We start from the raw sequence: 22,807 nt of genomic DNA on the forward strand, positions 1-22,807 counted from the left end.
CTAACACACGATGATAAAAACGACCTGCCCTCAAATAACCCGTCCAGACATTGATCCTTTTTGGAGCTTGCCGACCAAACCCTCTTACCAAGCGTGAAAATCCTCGAAAACGGGCGCAGATCTCTTTCACGATGATAACCCTTCCCTCGGAGGTCGGTTGTCGATTTCCCGTTCCAGACGGTATATTTACCGATACCGGCTCGACGCCTCACGCATGGATTTGCAGTCGAGAACCTTAGGCAGTCGCTAATCGCGCTAATGTCTACAAAATCCCATCACATTGAACAGCTTCGTCTCAACTGTAAAGGGTAGGTATTGCAAGCGCAGTAAGCGTTGAATCAAGCCTCCAATTACGTCCCTGTCCGTGGTGACCCTTGTAAAGTTAGCATGGACGCTCGCGGGAAGTGCCGGAGGATGGTCTTCAGGAACCTTTTGCAGAAGTCGCATCTTGGCGTCAAGGTGAGGGGTCATTTTGCCCAAAGGCACGCCTCTGATTTTCTCAATCTCTTTGACCAGAACAACATGGAACTCGCCCAGAGCTTTTGCGCTCTGTCTATTGTCTTCAGAACACAAATCTGTCCGGTTGTACGGCCTCATCAGTTTCGGGTAGCGTATCGGCATGAGCGAGAACAATGTGAACTCAGATAGCCAATCCTGGAGTGTTCCAGGTTTTGGTGTGCACCACATAGCCAGGCTTTTGGACAACCGCGGCTCAGATATTGTTGCGCTGCTGAGATCGGCCAATCTACCCATTGATCTTCACGAAACCCCGCCGGATTTTGTTGATGTTCGCAATGAGCTCCGCCTTTTGGAGCTTGCCATTGACGAGACCGGAGACCCCCTGTTTGCGATCTCGGCGGGAAAAACATTCAACCCCAGAAAAACAACCCTTCTCAGCTATGTCGTCTTGAACTCGCCGACCGTTGGCGAAGCAATCGAGAAGGCTGTGACCTATGCGCGCTTGGCTCGGGGTTTTGCCAAATTGTCGTTCTATGAAGATGAGCGCGGCATGTTTTTGGAGATAGATTCCATCGCCCAGTTGATGCGTGCTGATGGTGCTCACAATGAGTTCCGAGTTTCCGCATTCCTGACCAGTTTTCAAATTGCAGCCGAAGCGCCCCTGCCTGTCCTGGAGATACGGTTTCCGCATGAAGTGACCGAAGAAAAGCACTCTCGGATCTCCGATGCCTTGTCGGTCAAGGTCAAACAGGGCCAACGCGTCCCAGGCATTCTGTTCGACAAGTCCGTGATGGACATTCCGATCAAAGATACGGACCCCGCATTGCTATTGCACCTTGAAACGCATGTGCAAAACTTGATGAAGGACTTGCCCCCTGCGATCGGCGAAACAAGCTCTCTGGTGCAGGGCGAGATAACGTCGCGACTGTCCTTTAGTGCGCCGGCACAAGATGAAATTGCAAACACGCTTGGGATGAGCGTCAGTACACTTGGACGCAAACTTGCCAAAGAAGGCACGACCTACAAACAGCTGTTAAAGGACACACGATACAGGCTGGCAGAGCAGTATCTTGATGACCCCAAACTCAGCCTATCTGAGATTGCCTTCGCACTTGGCTATTCGGATCAGGCCGCATTTACCAACGCCTACAAGACCTGGACAGGCCAATCCCCGGGGAGTGTGCGAGCGGGTTAGGGTAATCTCAAGACCAATATAGGCGCCAGCATAGCAAATTTGGCGTTTCCCGTACGCCAGCTCGGATGATCTCGAAATATCCAAAGGTTTTTACCTATTCGCAAAGTTCTACGGTGGCTCGCGGATGCTTGTTGATTGAACGCAACTTCAAGCATCCGCTGGAACAGTGTAAGCGTTGCAACTGACCCCCCTATGGATAACTTTCTGAGTGCTCCCTTTGTGTCTATATTGGCGCTACGCGCCAATACGGTATTAGTAAAGCACGCACGCCCGGCCTTCAGCCTCAACTACAGCCTAGCCGTCACCTCCCCTGAACTCTTCGACCGTATCTCTGCCCACGTGTGAATTTCTCCAAGGTTTTGGGGTCCAATTGAGTGAAATTTTCATCAACCCAGTAGTGCGCAAAACTCTGGGGGGCCGTGGTTCGCCGTCCGTAGACAGTAGGGACGCCATTGAACTTCACACCGACGACTTTGCCACAACCCATTTGATCCAGTTTTACGAGCTGAGGGTGACCTCCTGTCATGAAGGAGTTTGAAGGTCTCCCGTTGACCAGATCACAAAGTGACCAAAAGCATGTCCTTGCCACATTGCCTTGATCACCTTCGGCAATCCACTCTTGCCGCTTTTTGTTTGCGCGACCGCCTAGGCCCGAACTGTAGACAAGCGCTGACTGTTCACTACTCAACGATCTCATACCAACTTGGGCTACTTTCCAACTGGAACCCGAAGTCCCAGGATGATGCAGCCAAAACAACTTAAAACCCGCAGGGCCGTTTGCACCGCTTCGCACGCCGTACAACACGTCGAGTTCGCAACTCGCGACCAACGGAGGGTTTGCACAAGACAACCTGCAAAACTCTTCCGCGCGCATTTGAGTGCCAAGAGGTGAACTGACCGAGCCATGTTTAATTTCGACCAGAAGCCGACGCAGGAAAGTGCTGCCCCATGTGAGGTCGCCTGAGAGGGAGAAAATTTCTGGACTGCAAGCACTGTCAAACACCTTCTTTTCGTGCAACGACACTGCTTTGCCGGTCTTAAGAGATGTACCTTGACTATCAGCACCTAGGTAGAATGTCTTGGTGCCCGTTGCTGAGACCGAGAGCCACGCTGTATTAGTTGTCATGCGCTTGCTTCCTATTTGCAGGCAAGGAAGATGAAGAAACTAACCCTTCCAATACAAACTCGGGTTCTGGGGGACGTACCAAAGATCTCGAACATTCGTGTCATCGCTGTTCGGGGTAGGATTAGCGTCTCGAACGCGGAATGTGGTCGGAATCTTTACAGCGCTCCCGAAAATCAGCGCGTGCTGTTTTGGGAGTGACGGGAGGCGCTGCAATACCGTTTCCGAGATGAACGGAGTCATCTGTTTAATCTGCGAAAGGTCATCAGGGTTTTGGATACGATGAATGATAAAATTGTTGCATTGTGAAAGCACTGTTTTCGACAGTTCGCTCGGTCTTTGAGAGGCGACTATAAGAAAAGCTCCGTACTTTCGACCTTCTTTCGCAATCCGTTGAAATGTAATCCCGGCGTCGATGGCAAAACGGCTCGGACGCTCCGAAATATAGCGATGAGCCTCTTCAAGGATCAGATGGACGGGCATCTTGTTTCGGGGTTCCGCACGGCGCATACGATCAAAGATCAACCTGGCGACCACCGCCGAAGCAAGCTCAACGATTTCATCGGGTGCGTCATTCAGGTCTATGATGCAGATTTGGCGATCTTTGCGATAACGTGTGCCATCCCTGGTGATACCGAGAAGCCGATCTACAAAAGATGTCGGTTCCTTGTCGTGATCTTGTAAGTCTCCAACAGGTGCGCGCAGGAATTCATAATCAGGATTGTCAGAAACGGATTTCAGCCGAGTGACAAGTTGGGAGCAATACTCCCTTATTTGCTTGTTTCCATTAGCCTCTTCATAGAACAGAGCGAGGTCCAACGCGGACTGAAGTCGCTCGAACGAGAATGGTATGTTGTTGTAACTGGGGAGAACTGGCTCGTCTTTGTGATGCTTTTGTAGAAGATCTAGAAGCGCATCGTACTTTTTTGACGTTTCTTGCTTGGGGCCATCCTTGAACTGCCCAAAGTCGATTGTCAAACCCGATGATATCGTATTCTTGTTTATCTCATCAGTCGAAAAAGTGCCTAGTACTGCCAGGATGCGGTCTACTTTGCTTGGCGAACTGGAGTCACCGTGCAGGATTGAATAGATGATCTTGGCCAGAACGTGATTTTGGACTTCTACTAACTCGCCCTGCTCGCCGGGATCGTTCACAACATCATCTATAGGGGATTCTTGAAATAGCGTTGTTAGTCCTAGCGCTGTACGCAACGCTGGAAGTTGCGTTTTCTCGCTAGCACGCAGCAAAAGAGCCCACTCGTCAACGGTCATAAACCAATGTGGAAGACGAAAACGGTCGACTAAATCGGCGCCGAGGAAGCCTTCGTCAAGCCCTTCCGCTTCAGCATCTGAACCGGTGGCCTTGAAATAGCTCGCCTGAATCTGCCACGGCATATCCTCAAAAGCTTGTCGATACTCGCCGTTGACATCGAAGAGCACAAACGAAGCACCAATAGCCCAAAATTCTTCAACTCGGTCGAAAACCGCCTGAATTACTGACGCCACGGTGCAGGACTTCCCGCTTCCGGTATTTCCAAGTACCGCAACATGCCCGCCAAAGAAAGCATCAAGCTGAGCTTTAACGGGGTAATCCTTGAAGACTGCCGATGTGCCGATCTCAATCGTATGGGGCACTGTCCCTTGTATTTTTGCGCCCTCGGCATCGGTTTTTTCGGCCTGGTCTGGCGGTTGCTCCACGTTGAAGATACGGTCTAAGTCTTCATCTCGGGCATAAAGAGCATCCGCATAAAGCGGCGGAAAAGTCGAAACACCGAACTTGAACGTACCGCCTTGAACAGGTACCGAGCCCACAGGTACGACGTCGAGGAACTTCGCTGCCGTTACCTTGTCCATCTCAGTACCTACCTCGTAGGCAGGAGAAAAATCTTTCTCGCGAAGGCCGATAACTTCGATAACGACGTAATCGGATTGTGTTGGTACCACTAGGTATGACCCAAGGGTTGCGACGTAGTGGATGTCATCAAAACCCACCACCGTGAAATTGTCGCTTCCTCTGTGTAGTTCGACGACTAGGCGATCAGCGGAAACGCTAACAATCTTGCCGATGGCCCGGCTCACATCATCCTTCGCCATTTTCACCGCCTTGATTTTTAAAAAGCAGCTTCTTGAACACTTTTTCGATGGCCTGATCTTCTTTCTGGTCAGCGCTCGACGGCATCAAGTCCTTAACAATGGTATCGAAATAATGAGCCTTCTTTTGGGTTTCCTCGTCGGTGCCCCAGATGAACCAAATCCGAGGATCACCGAGAGATGCAAGCTCTTTCGTGACAGGGTTATCCGCATCGTCGGGGTTGAGGAAAGCAATCAACCTAAAGCCCGGAAGAGTAAGCCCCTGAAAAATGATGTTGTTGATGTGTTCATCGCCAAAGCTAAAGCCCATAACGAAGAGAACACTCTGATCTTGGACGATTTGTTGTTGAAATTCGCGAAACATATCAGAGTAGGGTGATCCAAAGCTCGCTGTTTGTTTCGAGGGGGTCGGATAAATCATGACACGATCCTTTGCAGGATCGAGTTTCTCAGCTGCCTCCCGGATGGGGAACAGGCCAGATTGCTCTTCTGTCCAGTTTAAGGATCCGTGGAGCTTGCAGAAATGGACATACCCATCGACAGCAGCCCACCTCTTCGAAGAGATGTCGAGCTGTTCGGCCAATGCACGCCGGTAGGTGGCCGGATTGAAACGGCGTTCGATCGTACCGGCAAAACCGTTTGAATAGGGAATGCCGGATCGGTCCATCGCCCGCTCATTGAATAGGTCGTAATTGGTAGTGAACACCCAAGCCGGTGCAAGACCGCGAGATCGCATTGAGAGCGACTGGTAGAAACGACGATAAAGAGACACCACGCTATCGTCACCATGAGCGAACCTGCCTTCAGTACATTTTTGAAGGATGAAGTTCTTGACCCCTGCAATCACCTCTTCGACGGTAATGAGTGCATCCTTTAATTCAGCCTTGCTACTCGTTCTGCAAAACTGTTGCGCAGTCATCAGAACTTCCATCAACCGTTCCAAATTCCAGTGGAAATCTTGCCGGGTGATATCAATGCCGAGTTTATCGAAAAGCGCAGCCTTCTGAACGCCAGTGACATAGTTGGCCGCAGGAGGGAGGCCTGGCGGCGATTGAAGTGCATTTTGAAATTCTTGCGCTAGAGGCCCCATCGTCGGGATACCCAATTCTTCGTCACCCTGCTTGAGTGAGGAACATCCGGAGCCAATTAGAAACGATAGATTTTTGGAACCGAAGGCCTCAGCCAAGTGGTGCCTGATGATTTCTGTTCGTTCATTGAATTCGGCGTCCGGCGGGAGTTTGGCGAACTCATCTTTGCTCCCCTTCCTGAAGTTGATCAAGTCTCTCGCTCCAATTCAGTTTGCGACCCTTACCACCTCAAGACTGTGTGGATTGGGTGTAAAAAAGTACGAAAAATCAGTTGTATTGAGAGATCATAACTCGCGTCGAACTTAGAAAGCGAGCCCCAAGGATTTGAAAATTAGCATTTTTGTCTACACGAGGCTTCATGCCTTACAAAGTCAATTTAAACTCGTCGCCTCACGTGCTTATAGCCCGCCAGGTGGAACCAGGCGGGCGCATAGGATCCAATGTAATCAGGACTACTCGATGCCGAAGCGACCCTTTGGACAATGCCATGGCAGCAACTTTTCGTATTCAGCCCTCGGGTGCCCTGCCGCCATCCGATCAAATAACCAAGTCATGTAGGCATATGGCTCGACACCATTCAACTTGCAGGTACCGATAAGGCTGGCCATCAGCGCCCAATTGCGACCGCCGATTTCCGAACCTGCGAACAACGCGTTCTTCCGCAGCAATGCAATCGGACGAATGGTGTTCTCGACCGCATTGTTGTCGAATTCCACACGCCCATCTTCGAGAAAAACGGTCAGCCCGTCTCGGAGCTTCATTGCGTAAGTAATGGCCGCACCCAGCGTCGACTTCATCGAAATCTCACCAGATAGTTTGCGAAGCAACGCAAATAGCCTGAAAACTATTGGTTGCGCTTCTTTTTTGCGCACCGCCAATCGAACGGTCGCTGTCTTGCCCTTCAAAGACCGCTCAACTTCATAGATTTCATTGATCAGTTCAATAACGCTGTTCGCCTCTTTTGATCTTGTTGCTTTGAAAACGTCCAGGAACTTCCGGCGTACGTGCGCCCAACAGTAAGCGAGCACCAGTGGACCTTCATCCCGTTCGTCACGCATAAAGCGATTGTAGCCGGCATAGCCATCCACCTGCAGTGTTCCGGAAAAGCCTTTCAAGATCTCTTCAGCATGTGCGCCGCGCCGAGATTGTTCAAAGTTGAAAACGACACCTGGCGGCTCATTCCCCAGCCAGCGCCGGTCGTCACGACACAAAGCCCAGACATAGCAGGTCTTCGTTTTTCCATTTCCAGGTAGCAGCTGGGATAATACCGTCTCGTCCATGTTCAGCTTAGTGCTGGTTTTCAAGTTCGCTGCAAGGGCCGCGTGAACCGGTACGAGCGCGTTCCCAAGCTCGTCCATCAGCCGCACCATTGTTGAACGGTGGAACTTGATGCCAGAACGTTTGAATATCTGTTCTTGGCGATAGTTTGGGATGAAATCTGCAAATTTGCTGACCGCGAGGCCTGCGATCAACCGATCGTCAAAGCGAGTATAGTCGAAGGCACGCGGTGGCACTTTTGCCTGCACAAATTTATCGCAGACCCGGCATACATATTTCGGATAGCGCTCCCGAATGACTCGAACCTCAGCAGGTTTATAGGTGAGGCGTTCGATCACTTGTTCACCCATCGGTCGCATGGCGCAACCACATGTGCACTCGGTTCCCTGTTTCGGCTCAATGACCCGATCTTCTCGGGGAAGATGTGCTGGAATAGTGACGGACTGTTTCCCTTTCAAACCCCGTGGTTTCGACGCCCTCTCGGGTTCGGATACAATTGATGAACCGTCCTGGCCGGGCTTCATGGGATCAGGTGTTGCATTTCCATGACCTGCTTCAACGTTGCCCTTGTCCATTCGGGTCGGTGTTTTTTCACTCGATTGGCCGAATTGCATATCCGCCAGTTTGTTGAGCTGCGCTCGAAGGCGACGGTTATCAGCTTTGATGACCCTAATCTCTGCAGAAAGCGTCGAAATCTTCGCATCCTTAAGCACGATCTCATTGTCATAGTAAGCCTCGCGCTGGTGGTCAGCCTTCGATATTCGGACTGCCACGTTGGCCACGAACGAATCTGCGTAACCCGCGAGGTCTGCGCAGGCAGATTGAATATCCTTCATTGCTCCTATTCATCCCATGTTGGCCGCAAGCACAGCCGCTTTGGTCGCGGCCGACATGCCGGCCGCGTTTTTTCTTGATTTTTTGATGTAGGGATGGGATGAAGTCAGCGAGATCGTGGTACTAAACGATTTTGAGGCCCTTGAGGATCGGCAAAATCCTCGGGGCCTTGCTTATTTCAGAGCCCATGAGTTTAACCGCTCATTCTGGATCTCCTTTATATTCGGGGTAGCGTTCGGGCCAGATTTCAGCTGGATGAACGCCGATTTTTTCCGCGATCCTTGCCTGAACCTTGGCTGAAACTGAACGTGAGTTGCTCACTGACAGCACCGTGCTGTGGCTTAAACCAAGCTCGCGCGCGATCTCGTTGAATGAGCTTCCAGCGCGCTGAAGCTCATACTTCGTCTTCAAATGCCTTTCTCTGAGGTCCTGCATTTGCGGGTCTCTAATCGTGACTTTGCTACTGCATAAGCGCAACGACAATTCCCCAGCAAGAAGAAAAACTCTGGTAACCAGCTGTGTTTACTTGGTTTTTCATGATCCATATAACACTTGCACTCATTTGGTCACACGGCAACAGAATTTCAAAATTCCGAGCTATTCTGCAACCTATTGAGTTTTAACAGACAAAACTGAGCGTCACTGGCGCGATTTTACACTCAGATTCAGATATCAGCAGTGCATTCGGATTTGGAACGCATTATCTCTGGTTGAAAAAAATTTATTTATGGGTGGAGTCATTGCCTGAAATCGAAAAGCCACCAGGCGGCTCGCTGTTGTCGGTGCATGATCGTGATATCCAGGCGCTCATCAAAGAGTCGGGGGATAGCTCCATCCGAGGACGCCGGAACCGCGTTCTACTCGCGATGGCATGGTCAACCGGTTTGACCATCAGTAACTTGCTGATGCTTCAGCTCTGGCAAATGACCTACTTCGTCCATCAAGTGGATACGTTTGGTACTTCGACGCGCTTCTGGTTTTCAGATCGTATAATTGGGCATAACTTTGGGTTCTATTTTGACCGATCCTTCGAGGCGATCGTCCCGATTCCGAAGCCTCTTCGCCCTATGACATACCGTTATTTGGAGCTTTTCGAAGATGGCTATGACCCGGAGCATTATGTGTTTCCTGTCATGCGAAAGAACGACCGAATGATGAAAACTGAGCCTCTTACAACGAGGGATGCTCACAAGATTCTGGTCGAGCTCCGAAAACCGATGGGCAGCACTGCACAAATTGATTGGCACAAAATTCGCCAAGTCGCAGTCGCAAGAATGTTGGCATCGGGGATGTCTATACAGGAAATCCAACATCAAACGGGTTACACTGATCCCAAATCAATAAAGAACATCGCATCGACTTACGGGATGGATTGGACAAGCGATCCTTCATTTCAACCATCCGGAATAGTTGGCCTGGACTACGAGGGGTCAATAGTATCGCGAAACAAGGATTGGTATCCAGTGCACCTGTTTCCAAATCGCCCCCCGCGAAAATCATCGTCTTGAATTCGACCGGAGCATGTCGATCTCCAATCGCGTGGTGTGGGTTTATTTGGCGCACGCGATACCAGCAAAGACCCTTGCAACCCAAAGGGTCGGCGCAGGCAGAGATCTCTGCCTACGCCATTTTCACTCTGGTGTGCTGATCGGCTGCCATTGCATACCGAAGAGCGGCCGGATTGCCTCAACTTTGTTCTCCGAGCCTGCGGCCCGTTCCAGAATGTCCAGCAGACTCTTACTCGGTGGAGTCCCGTCCAACGCCCGGAAGGCGACAGATTGCAACCGCGGGTCAAGCTCTGCCTTGGCCTTCAACGCGAACTCTTTCCGAGCCAGCTCCCGGTGTTCAGACACGAAGGCGTCAATCTCGCCAGCCTGCACATCAACCGCCCTCATGACCTCGTCATGGTAGGATTGAACCTGCGCAGCAGCCTCGGGTGCCAGTAGTGGCAGAACATCGTCCAGCGCGCCTTTTGCAACCCAAGCCAACAGGTTCTTTTCATGCGCCAGCCCAGCCAGTGCCTTATGTCGCAGGACATAGGCATCCGCTTTGATCTTCAACCTGTGGCCGTCTTCAAACGCGATGACATAGCCCTCGACACCCTCCAGTGCTCGCGCATCCGTCCAGAACCGGTTCACGTTCGCGACACTGCCGAACTGCGCGACGATCGGAACACTGTGCCGGCTGGCGACAGCCTCCAGTTCTGCGTGCGGCATGTAGGCCCCAGACCGCATATGCCGGATCGCCAGCAAAGTCAGCTGCGGAACGTCATAAACCAGAACCACCCGGTTCTCGGGCGAGGTGAATTCAAAGATCGGCGTGAACCCTGTCGCGATCATATCGGCGCAAAGTGCTTTGATCTCAGGCCCCGCAACAGCCCAGGCGGCCCGGGACTGGGCGGAAATGCCCATCCGGGTCATGAACACCATCTCACCCCCGACAATCGCCGGGTGGATCATCGAGCCGTCCAGCTTATCCAGAACCGCATGAGATGCATCCCACGGCTCTTCCTGCACCGGGCGCTTTTCACCCAGATTGAAGAACTTGTGGAACGGCCGAGCGATCAGCCTGCCGTAGGGGTCAAATTTCAACCCTCGGCATTCCCGCGCCAACGCGCTGTCGAACGTGTTGTCCAGCGTGTAGAGGTAGTTGATCACCGAGTATCCATCGTGGTCGAAATGAAAGATCCCGGTGTCGGGGACAATGTGCGGGAGGACGTCCTCCAGCGTTTCGATGATATGGTCCATGTCTATGCTCCAGAAAAAGAAAAAGCCGCCTCGGGAAGAGACGGCCTGGTTCGAACAATATTGGTAGAGTTAGATCACTCGGGTCTTAATCCACCTGTCGAAAAGAAGCCGCCACAAAACACTGCGTCGCGATCATCCGCGCACAGTTCTTGTGGTATGTATGAGTTTACGAAAGTCATCTTGGCTTCTCCTAGTCGGGCGTCTATCGCGTCGGGAGTGATTTGGTCAAGAAATTTGTGGGTTTTATGTCAGTTACCAAATCTGCGGCACTTTTTTCAGACCTGCAGCAAGCTGCCGTCAGCGCCGTTCCTTAGCCACTTAGGTTCAGCCCATTCTAAGTTTCGCATATTGGGCGTGCTCTCAAAGTCCTGTGACTAGAAATGTTGGAAGAACGTCGGATACCAAAGAGTATCAGGGGCGCGATGCGAAGTTGAAACTTCGATACAACGCAGCAACTTCAAGATGTCTTCGTCCGAACTTCGCTTCCTAGCGATGTCAGTTCCCATACTCGCGACCAGTGTAATTGCACAGTTTTAGGGGCTAGGAAAACATCAACAGCATCTTAGGTCATGGCAATGTCGCACTCCAGTTTCTAACTGCCTCAATCAAAGTCTGAAACTTGCTTGGATTGAGAACAAAGTAACCACCAGTCGCAGGAATGCTCCACTTGATCGTCGTATCAATTGCCAAATCAACCTTCTGCCCCACCCAATTCAGACAGGAGTGCAAAGCTTCTGTAAGCTTCTTCAATGCAGACAAAACTAGTGACTTGTCCGGCGCTTCAGCCTCGGCTTGTTCGGCGATTTCATCGACCGCCGCCCAAATGATTGTATAGTTTTCTTGTACGGAAGAAGGCCGTTCAATTTCTTCGGGCGGGTTGTTTCCGCCAATCCCTAGACGACTGTTAGAGAACACTGCGGCCCGGTCTTTCTCAAGCTCAGATAATAATTGGCTTACAGAAAACAAAGCCTCGATTTTCTCTATCTCTCGAGCCACGTGTGCGGCCCCCGATTTCCAATCTTGATCAGATAGCGACGAAGCAATCATACCGCTTAGTTCCCATGGCATTGGCTTGCCATCGTGGATTGCCCTGAACCACCTTAGCCAAAACCCCCATACGACTTTGTCAGAATCAAAAAAATCATCGAGGTTCGAGTAGTCAGCCAAAGCACAACTTGGGCGTCCATTAGCGCCCCATAGCGGAGGCCACTCTCTTAAAGCTGTTGCGTCTGATTTGGCTAGTTCGGTTGCATTTTCAGCACCGGCTAACCAAGCCAACTCCCAGAAACCTCCTCCATATTCCACCGAAAAGTCCGGTTCTCTGAAACCAACTGCCCAAGCTAGAGCATTGCTAATTACATTCTCGGCAACTTCCCTCCTGAGAGAACCTGGCGGTGGTTGTTCATCTCCGTATAAAATTTGTTTTTGATTCGGATGCGATGACGCAAAAAACAACTGATCATTGTGAATCTGTTGGGCCGAACCTGCGTAGCTCACACCACCAAACGCGAAGCGAGCGGCTCTCCTCGCGACGTCCAAATCGAAGCTAGCTACGGAAGCAATGAGCAGGTGGTGCAACAACCTAAGAGCGTTTTCTTGATCAAAAGGCGCTTCCCCAATTGCTGCAGGAAATGACCTTAGAGCCATACGTGCAACAAACCGAACACGAGTTTTTCGATCTTGTTTTGATAGCCAAGATCTAGCGCTCTCATCGTCAAAAATCTCAATCAAAACGCATTCCTATTAAAAACCTCGACAGACCTGATGCCGTTTACGCTTGCTGTCTCTCCCCAGAAGTGCGGCAGTATTTTAACGTTTTCGAGAACGAGAGAAGTCAGCGTTTTGCTAGTTCTCTAGAAGCAACCTCTTTGCATAACTTCCTCGGCAGAGATGCACCAAGATCAAGCCAGTGAATGCTATTGTAGAACCGATAGTTATCATGGTCGATATAGCTTTCCAGCAAGTCGCTTACTCGAGATTTAGGAAGAGCTTGAACACATCTCAACGCCACGATTGCCCTGCAGTCTGTGTTGTCGTGAGCAAGTTCACGGAGCAAAACTTCATTTGAAAAAGACACAAGAGTTGTTTTTGGAATCTGTTTCAACAGACAAACTCGAATGCGCGCATCCAGTTGCAAGTTCAACAAGTCAACGACTCTGTTCTTTCCCACTGAGAGTAAAGCTGCAGCTCTCTCCTGTGCAAAGTAAATCGTCGGGATCGCCAGCGCATTTCTATTGTCCAGATTTTTTTGCCCTAGTTCCAGAATGCGCTCAACATCTTGCCATTCTCCGAAACGAGCGATGAAGCGAAAAATGCTTTCGTCTGTCTCGACGTCCAAAGTATCCATGCATTGTCTGACTAGGTTCAGATCTTCAAGTCTACTCAAGTGACATAGTGACTGGAGAGCCGCGTTACACAGGCTCTTTTTGTAAGAGGGAATAAGCTGATCCAACAGATCCAGCGTTTTTTGATCCGAGGCGTGTCGCTCCCTGAAGCCAAATGTCGACGCCTCAAAGTATCCCTCAAAACTGTCTTCGAGGCCTTCTCTAATTTTGGAAACCGCTCTGCCACCATGTCGGCGAAATAGCGTTTCCAGGCACTTGTATTGAAGAGCATCTTTTTCCGCACGCTCCAACAACTCCGACGGGGAAAGCTCTGCGCGTCGATTGGCACGGTATCGCTCCAGTTGTGTAGCGTCAGGTCCGCCTTTTGACACGCCAAGTAGACTATAGCGGCTAGGCCTTTGAACCTTTAGCGCTTTTTCCAATACATCGTCGTTTAACTCTTTTCCTAAACTGCAGAGTGCTTCCGCAGCGATAAGTCGAATCTCAACATTATCGTCTGTCAAAAGACTGTTGGCACTACCCTCATCAATCCCTCCACGCTCATGTAGGATCTTGGCTGCTCCGATTCTTATTGCATCCGATTTGGCCGATAGACATGACCTGAGGGTGTCGGTGGTAATTGATTGCGGATTTGCCAAAAGCCTCGACGCTAGCTCACCTTCAACGCCAGAAATTTGGAGTTCACAGATACGCCTAAGTGCGTCTTCAACACTTCGCCGCGCTATTATCTCGACAATAGCTATATCTACTTTTGACTTTTTGTACGGCGGAAGCTCGCCACACATTTCCTCGATCAAGGCGATATCTTCCTCAACGCCGTTGGTTCCGAGAAAAGAAACCACTGCATCTAAGACTCGCGTATCTGTATTCTCCGAGAGCCAGTCTGCAAGAACACCGGCTTTATTGAAGTAACTGTCATGGGTGGGCAGCGGAGAACCTAAACTCTGCAGTACTTTGATTGCCCCGACTTGTTCTGTATCGGTCCCAACGGTAGCTAGTATCCGAAGCCGGTAGAAGTAATCCCACCCCATGTCGTTCTTTGCCACCCAACGCCAGAGCGGGACGTTTTGGTGCTCAAAACCGGCTACGCCACAGTCTATCAGTGCCGTAAACTCCTGATCTGAAAGTTCGGCATTCCTGTAATACCTAAACACGAGATTTGCATCATGTGTACCTAGGTGCGTGTCATCATTTCCCGAGCGGGAAACTGAAACAGCGATCAAGCGAAGTCGGGCGATTTCGCTGGGTTCTGTAGCATCCCAATCCGCCGATCTGCCGAGAATTTTGGACAAAAAGTCTTTTGCTCCTTCGTCGAGCAGACCAGAAGCGTTAGTGGGTGACCTTTCACTCCCGCTTTCGGCAAGTGGAGGTCGATCTTCTTCCTCGTCATCATGTTCAGAAACAGCTCGAGCAGTAAATTCCCTCCACCCAATTTCCATCAATTTGGCTCGGGCGGCATCTTTAAATGAGTCTATGTCACCAAAATCCCGAAAAAAGACTTTCTTCTCGTCGATGCATTTCTGCCGAAAATCCAAGACCCTTTTTATCTCCGGTCCAGGTTCCATTCCGGAAGGCACATCGACATTCTTGAAGAAAAGGGCCATATCCTTCATCAGCCCTGCTTCTATTCGCTTGGTAGAACGGCAGTATTCTTCCTCAAATCCAGAGGTATACCCATTGGGGTCATTTGACGGTCGTGATCCCCATTTGTCCCACATAACGCCGATGAAGTAGTCGCAGCGGTCAAGGTCTTCGTTGATTTTATCTTGAGCACGCTGATAGCCAGGAATTGCTTCCTCCCAGCCCATGAGCTTAAAAAGTGAGCCCCAATGATCAGAGTTATGTTGGTTAACTTCTTTGACTACTGCGTGTGCCGCTTCACGCTCTTTGTCTAATCCGCCTGGAGATCCGATGAAGACGCGGATAAGCCGTAAATTTTCCTGCAAAACAGTCCCTCAAATTCTTTGCTCGAAGGATAAACAATTGCTTAGGTTGTTTCTAGCCATTGCCGTCACTAACGAATGCTTGATTGGCGGCCCGGGTTCCATTTTAAAACTGACTACTGATCAACAAGGCCACCTTGCTTTTCCCAAGGCAGAGGCTGGTCCACATCTCGGAAACCACAGTGCTTCTTGGCGAACGCCAGCTTAGGCTTGCCGCTCGTCGACGGCTCCTGCAGCATCCATATAGCTCGGGAGCGATTGCAGAGGGCTCACAGCGGAAGTTGCAGAAGGTAGTAACAGCACAGTTATTTACCACTGCTAACAAACAAGCAGAAGGGTGTTATGCAGCTACTGGGCGACGGGTGTATCGCGGTGTAACACGCTTCCAATCCAGCCCTTCGAACAGGGCTTCAAACTGCGATTTGTTGAGACTGATGACGCCGTCTTGTATCCGCGGCCACTCAAAACCCCTACCTTCTATTCGCTTATAGGTCATCACTAGACCAGTTCCATCCCAGACGATGAGTTTGAGCCGATCAGACCGCTTGGAACGAAAAATGAATATAGCGCCGCTGAATGGGTCGAGGTCAAACTCGTTCATGACAATAGATGCCAAACCGTCCATACCTTTCCTGAAATCGACCGGCTTAGTCGCGACATAGAACTTGAAGTTCCCTGCTGGAGCGATCATGGGTTACCCTCAAACGACTTGATCAGAGCAGTGAGTTGATCGAGTGGATAATTTGAAGGAAGCAGAACCTCACAGGCGCCACGTTTGAAGATGATGTGTGCTGGTGTATCTGGCGCGGGCTCTTCGATGGCATCAATCTTGATCTCTGCAAAGACAGGTTGAGATTTTGTTTTAAGAGTGGAGTGCGGCCCTGACGCTTTCCGATCGGCGTCTTTCTTCCATTCGGAGGCAGTTCCATTTGAGATACCACATGTCTTTGCGACATCGCGAGCTGATAGACGTCCGGACCTCATGCGCTGACCCATTTCATTTTTGAATTTCCTAGGCCACAGTCGACGACCATCCTTCCCCACGGGGATAGAATACCCATAGGCATGGAAGACTTTTGCAATTTTCTGATCACTTGCGAGCTCACCTAACATACGAGAATTCATGATGCCTGTATCCTTTTGAATGCATCATAAGCTTCTAGGTGTCGGTTGATCAGGTGTTATGTCGGGGGTCGGATGCAACGCTTACGGAACAGTCTCAGAGCGCTTACGACAAAGCATCAGTGCAGGCATCAACGCAATCTTCATCAATCGAGTTGTCTGACGTCGAACTGTAGCTGCGGGCAGGTTTTTTGATGGTTTGGTGATATTTGGGCTTTGTATCAGCGTGGGTGCGGGTTTGTGAAACCGCTGAGCGAACATCATGCGCATTGTTGCGCTGGCCGTGGTCACGCAATGGGCCAGCCATGGACATTCCAGCACTTGCGGAAATCGCGAGAGCGGCCGCGAATGGGATCATAAACTTTTTCATTTGTTGGCTCCTTTCAATAGTGCACATTCGACGCTGCCGGTTTTTAAGGCGATGGAAAAGCGTCCCGTGAATCAATAGCAGGGCGAGTACTTGCTGTGATGGTCATGAGGAGGAATCTCGGAGCATATTGAGTTTCCCAAGCTCAAACCCGGTTCAAACTCCCTGTTGATAACCGCCTCAGGGGTTTCCTTAGCTGTGCTCCAGCTTGTGCTGCCCATCCCGGTCGCGGGCAACCTGTTCCCGACGTTGTTATGTAACTCAACATGCTTACTCAGGTTAGGATAAGACAATTCGTCAGCGAATGCTCCGTGGCCTATCGCCGGGCGGGCCATGGATGTTCCGGCGCTCAGAATAAGGGTGAATGCTGTGACAGATGTAATCAGTATCTTTTTCATTGTCTAATCCCTTTCGGTTGTACGTTTTTGTAACGCTGTGTGTGAAACCAATCTGGCAATCTGCAGCTCTGATTTATTGCGCTGAATCGTCAAGGTTTTGAGAAAAGACACCAAGCTGACGCCTGCCCCCCTTGGATACAGATCAAACGCAATAGACTTTAGAACTGGACCTCGAAGCCGATGTTCCAGCCGAAGCTGTAATCACCCGAGCTGTTTCCCAATCCGGTTTCGCTGGTGATCTCGGTATAGAACTGCGCGTGATCCGACAGAGCGACATTGCCGCCTAAGGTCAGGGCCGCTGTGTTCTGACCTCGTTCGGTGAACGCTGTATTTTGCCCAAACACCACCGAGGTCGCGTTGTCGAACGTATGGTAGAAATCGATTTGACCATACAGCATCGAATTGTTTGCAAAGGCATGTTCGGCGCGCAGCCCGATCCGGGCCGTCAACGTGTCACCATCCACCAGAGATCCGATACGACCACCATCGACCCGATCAGGGACATCGTCCATTTTGATGTCGCTGTACATGACCTGCGCTTGCGGAATGAGTGTCCATTCGTCCGGCAGCGCGAAGGACCTGCCAACTTCAACAGATATCTCATATCCGCTGCCGTCGGCATCCACGGCGGCCCCGCCGTTGGGACGTATCTCGCTGTCGAAATACCCATAGCGAAGCTGTCCGTCGACATAGAACAGACTGTCCGCTACCCAAAGCGCGCTAAGTGTAGCATCGTAAGCGTCGGCCGAGATATTGGCGCTGGCCCGACTGGTGCCGACGTTCGATGACAGCCTGCCGATACCAAATTCCAGGCCGCCAAACACCTGTCCCCCCGCGACCTCACCCAAAAGCATATTCGCGCCATATCGCAGATTGCCGCTGTTCGTCGTCATCTCACCTTCACCGACATCATAGCTGTCGCGTTCGCCATCGGCCTCAACCCAAAAGGTTGGTCCGCCAGTTTCCGTCAACTCAGTTAACGTATGGTTGGCGGTGAAGGTATTGGAGCCATTGCTTTCCGCAGCTTTGCGGACAGTCTGAACAAACCCGCTGAGGCTGTCACGCGACGGACCGGCGATAGACATTCCAGCACTTGCGACAAGGACGAACGCTGTAGCGGATGCAATCATCACCTTTTTCATCTTGTCGAACCTTTCAGCCAAGCGTGTTTGTTGCGCTGTGTGCAATCAATCTGGCAGTCTTCGGTTCAATTTGATTGCGCTGGCAGGTCAAGGTTTTGAGAAAAGGCATCAGGTTGACGCCGGTTCGTGGCGCCTGTTGCGGGGAGGCGAATACTTCCACGAGAACTTTGGCTTCGCGAAGGTCACAGCCCAGAATGAACAGATGGAAGCCAACCAGCCGACGCAACTCATCATTGATTTGAGATCGACTATTAGTACGTCGTGGTAACGTTGCTGATCAGCTTCCAACTGACTGTAGAAATCGCCGGGCCCCGGCTTTAACAATTGGGGTCCGGCGTTAGACGGTGACTTAATTTAGGCCTGCCTGACGTGACTAGTGCAGTCTTATCGATTGTCCAAGAGCAGGTCTTTGTAGATCCAGGGGCTATCGGTCAGGTTGGCTCCCGTCGTGTCACCAAAGATAACAGTATGCGCGCCACTACCATCATCAACCCAGATAACATCAACGTCTGGGAGACGCGCGCTCCACTTCGGATTGAATACGGGATAGGGCTGTGCAGAAGATAGATTACTTTGACCCAGAGAGTGCTTTGGCGAAAAATCCAAGCTGCGGTCGGTCAGGTTGTTAGTTTGTTCGGTATTGATGATCTTACCAGACTGGTTGAGTGTCTGTGAAATTGATGAGCGGACATCGTGTGCGCGCCCATGGTTTCCATGAGCACGCGACGGTCCGGCCATGGACATGCCAGCGCTCAGAACAATGGCGAGCGCGGTGACGGATGTAATCAGTGTCTTTTTCATTTCTTGGCCCCTTTCGGTTGAGCGTGATTGATACGCTGTGTGTGAGACCAATCTGGCAATCTGCGGCCCAGAATTATTGCGCTGTCACGTCAAGGTTTTGTGGAAAGACATCAAGGTTACGGTGGTTCGCTTCGCCTTCCGTAACGGTGCGATGCCGGTCAAATGAACATGGGTTTCGCGACACCCTTCCGAAAAATGAATAGGCGAAAATCGGGAATTGAGCATGAAAGCGAGCTTTTGTTAGTAAAACGCTTCTATCCAGCCGTGAGGGTTCAGGAAGTGAAGGCCTCGTTTTCCGTGATCTTTTCAAACGCGGGTAAGAACGCGTCATGGTGCAGCGAAAGGTAGCGTGTGATCTGCTCGCTGCGCATCTGTTTCGCGATGAACCCGCGTGTTAGGGCCAGATCGAGATGATCCGCACCGTAGCTGTCTTCGACAAGGCGGACCTCGCGTTCCAGATTGGCAGACTCGCGCTCCATCCGCTCCAGCTGTTCGCGCGAAATGCCTTTGATCTTTTTCGGCGTTGCCGCTGATACCAACTGGCGCTCGGGTGTCGCGGCCAGAAGCGATCGGGCATAATTGATCGTGAACTTATTCATGGCGACCATCAGTTGCGCCGCCTCTTCGCAGATACCATCCAGAAGCTGGCGTTTCTGCTTCAGGGTCTTGATGTTGACATTAAGCGCGCTCGCCAAACGGGCTTCCGGCACGCCAAGGGAGAGGGCTCTCAGGATCATCTTGTGCTCCTGAATGTGACGAAGTTTTCGTCAGCCATCAGCGTCTTGAGCGCTTGTGTCAGAAAAAGCAGTTCACTCCGCGTTGCGCTTGCCTTTCTCAGCAGCACCTTCTTTTTCTCGACATCGTTTTCATAGGTCTTGAGCAGAGTCTCGACAGAAAGGCTCTTGCGTGGCCGGTCGACAGTGGACGCGCGACCCTTGCCGTGTTTCTGGCGCGCCTCAACCAGACGCTTGGCCGCCAGGAGTCTGCCGCCGCGCAGGAGCTTTTTCTCATACGCCTGCCGGAGAACACGTTGCACGCCGACATCATCAGCGTCCGCGATGTCAACGGCGACACTGACCGGGATCTTACCGCTCTCCACTGCGCGCAGGAGGCGGTGTTCATGACTTTCCAGAAGCTTTATCACGCCATGGACATACTTTTTGGACAGCTGGGTCTTGGCGGCGATTTCAGCTTCAGAGTATCCCTCTTCCTTGAGGCGCCCGATATCTCGGAGCAAATCCAGCGAATGGTGCTGCCTGCGCGCCAGATTTTCTACCAGGCTCATTACAAGGCAGTCTTCGCTGCTGGCATTGATGACGATCGCCGGGATTTCAGATTGGCCCAGAACCTTGAATGCTTCCAGTCGGCCCTGGCCGCAGACCAATTCGTATACCGGCTTGTCTCCATCTTCAGTCTCACGCGCCGCAACCGTAATGGGTCTTTTCAACCCAAGCTCCGCGATGTTCGCTGTAATCTCGTCGAAAACCTTTTTTGTTCCTGAACCTTGGGTCGACTACGGTAATTGCATCGACAGGAACAAGAACAGTGCGCCCGACCGGCGCATGGTCCGTCACGCTACCTCCAGGATCGGCGCACGTGCAGCCATGTTGAAGAAATGCGCTAGGTTGTCGAAGCGGAATGCATCAAGGGACAAACTGTTGTTTTCCGCCAAGCGTAACTTTGATTTGGTCATGTCAAAGGTAGGCAACAAGTAGTAGTCGAGCGGCGTTCTGTTTGACTGCCCCATCCTGACGACGATGGACAAGTCGGGGAGCTGACCGGTGTTCAAACGAATGTTCCAGCGATACGCACCTGCGCCTGTCTGAAGACAGCGCGCAATGACAATTGAAACGGTGAACTCGTCATTGATGATGAGAGTATCTGAACTGGGGTCAAGAGCGAGATCTCCGCCAACGGCTTCGACCCCGGCGATGATGTCCCGGACGATGTCGGAATGCAGGCTGCGCAATCATCTGTTGATCTCAATGTATCGGTAATCTCTGTCAGGCTTGAAGCCGATGAGGCTGCAAGCGCGCAACAGGCTACCAAATCTGTTCTGATAGGCCCCGCTGGATGGAAGCTTTGGCGCTTCATTGATGACAAAGCCCGAGAGATACCCGTTTTCCTCCAAAACCTCATTTAGCCGATCCAGCATTTCTTCGTCGGACAACACATGGGAGCGGGCTGCAATAATTGCCCCGGCTGCGTCGAACAGGTTGGCGTCAACGATTGCTTCAAAGGCACCAACAGCGCGGACCCAATTTTCCGGATCGTTCCGAACATGGCGTTTCTTGAGTTTGAAGGAATTGCGGTTCCAGAGATTATTCCCGATGTATTTTTCGTTGGTCAGAATTTGACGCACAACCGCCGGTGACCAATCCCGATCCAGATCGGTTCGAATTCCGCGCTGATTCAGGTCTGACGCAATCTTAGCTTCAGACCAACCGTCGTTCACAAACCTCAAGAAGATCTGGTTCACTATTGCGATTTCATCGGCAGGACCCGGAACAAGTGTTACTCGGTCGGTCTGAATGCTCTTGTGTTCACCTCGCGAAAGAATGCCCTTTGTCCGTCCTGCTTCATCAATCAGCATCCGCCGCAACCCGAACCCAGCTGCGCCGCCTTGTCGATAGCCCAACTCGATCAGCCGCTGCTGCCCCGCAAAGACCTTTTGCGAAAGCTCGCGACTGTATTCGCCTGCCATTGCCCGCTTTAAACCTTTGACGACGGTTGACATTGGGCTGCCATCATTCTCGAACTGTTCAGCGCAGTATTCGACCGAAATGCCCGCCCGTTTGCAGATATACTCGTAGTAGGCGCTTTCATCCGCGTCTTGGAAGCGCCCCCAACGGCTGACATCGTAAACGAGAACAGTTCCGAATTCGGTCTGACCAGTTTCGATGTCGTCGATCAATTGCGATAGGCCCGCGCGGCCTTGAATTCTCAATCCGCTTTTGCTTGCATCAGAATAGGTTCGGATAATTTTGTAGCTGCGTTCATCGGCATAGCGCTGGATGGCGTCGGCTTGGTTTTCGGTCGAGTAGCGCTGATGCTCTGTCGACATGCGAACGTACTGTGCAGCGTTCCGGCGGTTTTCCCTGTCTGTCTTGTTCCTCGGCCAACTCAATGCTGCGGCTCCCACCACTCAAATTTGCAAACCTGTACGGGAACTCTGCGATTCCTTTCTCAATCCTAAAGGGAGAGGTCCCGAAACATGTTTCATAAAAAGGGCAACACGTTTCATCGAAAGTGCGACGAGCGCGTTTCGGCGTCAGAATACAGGGAGGCGATCAGCGACGCTCTTTCTCAAGAACTGGGTGGGGCAGGGCGAGCTACAAAATCAACGATGCGGTGGACTGGAGCAAGTGAACGAACGACTAAGAACTGGATATCTGGCTCATACGGACCGACAGGCGAAAACTTGATCGCATTGATGAAGCATTCAGACACAGTTTTCGCGGTTGTACTCGAATTGGCGGGACGGAGCGAAGCGATATCGGTAGCACGGCTAAAGCTCGTCAGAGAAGAACTGGCCGGAATTTTGAGTGATTTAGATACGATTTGCGCCGATGAGTGCGATCAATAACCAGAATAGACACTTTCGGCTGCTCCAACGCGATGGAGAGCCTTCAGATAAAAATTTGGAGGACCTAACTGTTTATGCATGATGTTGACCCCAGCGCAGTTGAAGAGTTTCCACGCGTTCTGGGTTAGAAATGCTTGACGTTTGGGTCAGAATTGAATGACGGGATTTACTGATTCACCGAGATCTTTTTTGTCCATTGAGTCACAGAAAATAATCCGTCGATGACCGCACTAACCTGAACGCCAGTATCCTCATCGATCATTGTTTGGCTATGCCTGGACAAGCAGC

General features: G+C 51.2%; 19 protein-coding genes. 3 read left to right on the forward strand and 16 right to left on the reverse strand.

All coding sequences use genetic code 11. The features are described from left to right. The first annotated feature begins 619 nt into the window (after positions 1 to 619). Positions 620 to 1,654, forward strand: a complete 1,035-nt coding sequence (locus RA27_RS16220; protein ID WP_039541384.1) for an AraC family transcriptional regulator — start codon at positions 620 to 622, stop codon at positions 1,652 to 1,654. 1,165 nt (positions 1,655 to 2,819) lie between these two features. Here RA27_RS16220 and RA27_RS16225 read toward each other — a convergent pair. From RA27_RS16225 to RA27_RS16240, 4 genes are all read right to left on the reverse strand, one after another. Continuing rightward, a complete protein-coding gene (locus tag RA27_RS16225; protein WP_039541387.1) occupies positions 2,820 to 4,871 on the reverse strand; it encodes a DUF87 domain-containing protein in 2,052 nt (683 codons plus the stop codon). Next, the gene (locus RA27_RS16230) at positions 4,858 to 6,147 is read right to left on the reverse strand and encodes an SIR2 family protein (RefSeq protein ID WP_241484092.1); all 1,290 of its coding nucleotides are present in this window, start codon (positions 6,145 to 6,147) and stop codon (positions 4,858 to 4,860) included. Before RA27_RS16230 ends, RA27_RS16225 begins: the two co-directional genes overlap by 14 nt. Before the next feature lie 261 nt (positions 6,148 to 6,408). Continuing rightward, entirely contained in the window at positions 6,409 to 8,070 is a 1,662-nt protein-coding gene (locus RA27_RS16235) for an IS66 family transposase (protein ID WP_052265328.1), read from the reverse strand. Between the two features lie 199 nt (positions 8,071 to 8,269). After that, complete coding sequence (locus tag RA27_RS16240) at positions 8,270 to 8,503, reverse strand: helix-turn-helix domain-containing protein (RefSeq protein WP_039541392.1); 234 nt, start codon at positions 8,501 to 8,503, stop codon at positions 8,270 to 8,272. A gap of 305 nt (positions 8,504 to 8,808) precedes the next feature. Between RA27_RS16240 and RA27_RS16245 the strand changes: the two genes are divergently transcribed. Beyond that, the gene (locus RA27_RS16245) at positions 8,809 to 9,576 is read left to right on the forward strand and encodes a site-specific integrase (RefSeq protein WP_193746534.1); all 768 of its coding nucleotides are present in this window, start codon (positions 8,809 to 8,811) and stop codon (positions 9,574 to 9,576) included. Positions 9,577 to 9,699: 123 nt separating this feature from the next. On the opposite strand, the gene RA27_RS16250 is transcribed toward RA27_RS16245, so the two are convergent. From RA27_RS16250 to RA27_RS16305, 12 genes are all read right to left on the reverse strand, one after another. Next, the gene (locus RA27_RS16250; protein WP_039541398.1) at positions 9,700 to 10,815 is read right to left on the reverse strand and encodes an RNA ligase; all 1,116 of its coding nucleotides are present in this window, start codon (positions 10,813 to 10,815) and stop codon (positions 9,700 to 9,702) included. 567 nt (positions 10,816 to 11,382) lie between these two features. Beyond that, complete coding sequence (locus tag RA27_RS16255) at positions 11,383 to 12,546, reverse strand: hypothetical protein (protein ID WP_152610718.1); 1,164 nt, start codon at positions 12,544 to 12,546, stop codon at positions 11,383 to 11,385. Positions 12,547 to 12,649: 103 nt separating this feature from the next. Continuing rightward, positions 12,650 to 15,106 carry a DUF4062 domain-containing protein gene (locus RA27_RS16260; protein WP_039541405.1) on the reverse strand — a complete coding sequence of 819 codons (2,457 nt, stop codon included), beginning with the start codon at positions 15,104 to 15,106 and terminating at the stop codon, positions 12,650 to 12,652. 337 nt (positions 15,107 to 15,443) lie between these two features. Further along, positions 15,444 to 15,794, reverse strand: a complete 351-nt coding sequence (gene tnpB, locus RA27_RS16265; protein WP_039541408.1) for an IS66 family insertion sequence element accessory protein TnpB — start codon at positions 15,792 to 15,794, stop codon at positions 15,444 to 15,446. Next, positions 15,791 to 16,228, reverse strand: a complete 438-nt coding sequence (locus tag RA27_RS16270; protein ID WP_152610719.1) for a hypothetical protein — start codon at positions 16,226 to 16,228, stop codon at positions 15,791 to 15,793. The genes tnpB and RA27_RS16270 overlap by 4 nt, the downstream gene beginning before the upstream one ends. 103 nt (positions 16,229 to 16,331) lie before the next feature. Next, positions 16,332 to 16,595 (reverse strand): hypothetical protein, encoded by a 264-nt coding sequence (locus tag RA27_RS16275; RefSeq protein ID WP_039541415.1) that lies wholly within the window; start codon positions 16,593 to 16,595, stop codon positions 16,332 to 16,334. Between the two features lie 553 nt (positions 16,596 to 17,148). Continuing rightward, on the reverse strand, positions 17,149 to 18,132 hold the full coding sequence (locus RA27_RS16280) for an autotransporter outer membrane beta-barrel domain-containing protein (RefSeq protein WP_039541417.1): 984 nt from the start codon (positions 18,130 to 18,132) through the stop codon (positions 17,149 to 17,151). Between the two features lie 384 nt (positions 18,133 to 18,516). Next, positions 18,517 to 18,933: a hypothetical protein gene (locus RA27_RS16290; RefSeq protein ID WP_039541424.1), complete on the reverse strand. Its 417-nt coding sequence runs from the start codon at positions 18,931 to 18,933 to the stop codon at positions 18,517 to 18,519. A gap of 272 nt (positions 18,934 to 19,205) precedes the next feature. Next, a complete protein-coding gene (locus RA27_RS16295; RefSeq protein ID WP_052265329.1) occupies positions 19,206 to 19,670 on the reverse strand; it encodes a plasmid partitioning protein RepB C-terminal domain-containing protein in 465 nt (154 codons plus the stop codon). Next, positions 19,667 to 20,380, reverse strand: coding sequence for a plasmid partitioning protein RepB C-terminal domain-containing protein (locus RA27_RS16300; RefSeq protein ID WP_052265330.1), 714 nt, complete (start codon positions 20,378 to 20,380; stop codon positions 19,667 to 19,669). The genes RA27_RS16295 and RA27_RS16300 overlap by 4 nt, the downstream gene beginning before the upstream one ends. Positions 20,381 to 20,503: 123 nt before the next feature. Continuing rightward, positions 20,504 to 20,902, reverse strand: a complete 399-nt coding sequence (locus tag RA27_RS24970) for a hypothetical protein (RefSeq protein ID WP_343294164.1) — start codon at positions 20,900 to 20,902, stop codon at positions 20,504 to 20,506. After that, positions 20,903 to 22,078 (reverse strand): recombinase family protein, encoded by a 1,176-nt coding sequence (locus tag RA27_RS16305; protein WP_343294165.1) that lies wholly within the window; start codon positions 22,076 to 22,078, stop codon positions 20,903 to 20,905. A 69-nt stretch (positions 22,079 to 22,147) separates the two neighbouring features. Between RA27_RS16305 and RA27_RS16310 the strand changes: the two genes are divergently transcribed. Next, positions 22,148 to 22,519: a hypothetical protein gene (locus RA27_RS16310; protein ID WP_039541428.1), complete on the forward strand. Its 372-nt coding sequence runs from the start codon at positions 22,148 to 22,150 to the stop codon at positions 22,517 to 22,519. Positions 22,520 to 22,807 lie beyond the last annotated feature (288 nt).

The sequence above is a fragment of the Ruegeria sp. ANG-R genome (genome assembly GCF_000813985.1).
GTDB lineage: Bacteria > Pseudomonadota > Alphaproteobacteria > Rhodobacterales > Rhodobacteraceae > Ruegeria.

Bases quoted from the DNA above. Each gene is read 5' to 3' on its own strand.
- RA27_RS16250 (WP_039541398.1), bottom strand. From the start codon at position 10,815: ATGGACCATATCATCGAAACGCTGGAGGACGTCCTCCCGCACATTGTC.
- RA27_RS16225 (WP_039541387.1), bottom strand. From the start codon at position 4,871: ATGGCGAAGGATGATGTGAGCCGGGCCATCGGCAAGATTGTTAGCGTT.
- RA27_RS16290 (WP_039541424.1), bottom strand. From the start codon at position 18,933: ATGAAAAAGACACTGATTACATCCGTCACCGCGCTCGCCATTGTTCTG.
- RA27_RS16235 (WP_052265328.1), bottom strand. From the start codon at position 8,070: ATGAAGGATATTCAATCTGCCTGCGCAGACCTCGCGGGTTACGCAGAT.
- RA27_RS16240 (WP_039541392.1), bottom strand. From the start codon at position 8,503: ATGCAGGACCTCAGAGAAAGGCATTTGAAGACGAAGTATGAGCTTCAG.
- tnpB (WP_039541408.1), bottom strand. From the start codon at position 15,794: ATGATCGCTCCAGCAGGGAACTTCAAGTTCTATGTCGCGACTAAGCCG.
- RA27_RS16270 (WP_152610719.1), bottom strand. From the start codon at position 16,228: ATGAATTCTCGTATGTTAGGTGAGCTCGCAAGTGATCAGAAAATTGCA.
- RA27_RS16310 (WP_039541428.1), top strand. From the start codon at position 22,148: ATGTTTCATAAAAAGGGCAACACGTTTCATCGAAAGTGCGACGAGCGC.
- RA27_RS16295 (WP_052265329.1), bottom strand. From the start codon at position 19,670: ATGATCCTGAGAGCCCTCTCCCTTGGCGTGCCGGAAGCCCGTTTGGCG.
- RA27_RS16280 (WP_039541417.1), bottom strand. From the start codon at position 18,132: ATGAAAAAGGTGATGATTGCATCCGCTACAGCGTTCGTCCTTGTCGCA.
- RA27_RS16220 (WP_039541384.1), top strand. From the start codon at position 620: ATGAGCGAGAACAATGTGAACTCAGATAGCCAATCCTGGAGTGTTCCA.
- RA27_RS16275 (WP_039541415.1), bottom strand. From the start codon at position 16,595: ATGAAAAAGTTTATGATCCCATTCGCGGCCGCTCTCGCGATTTCCGCA.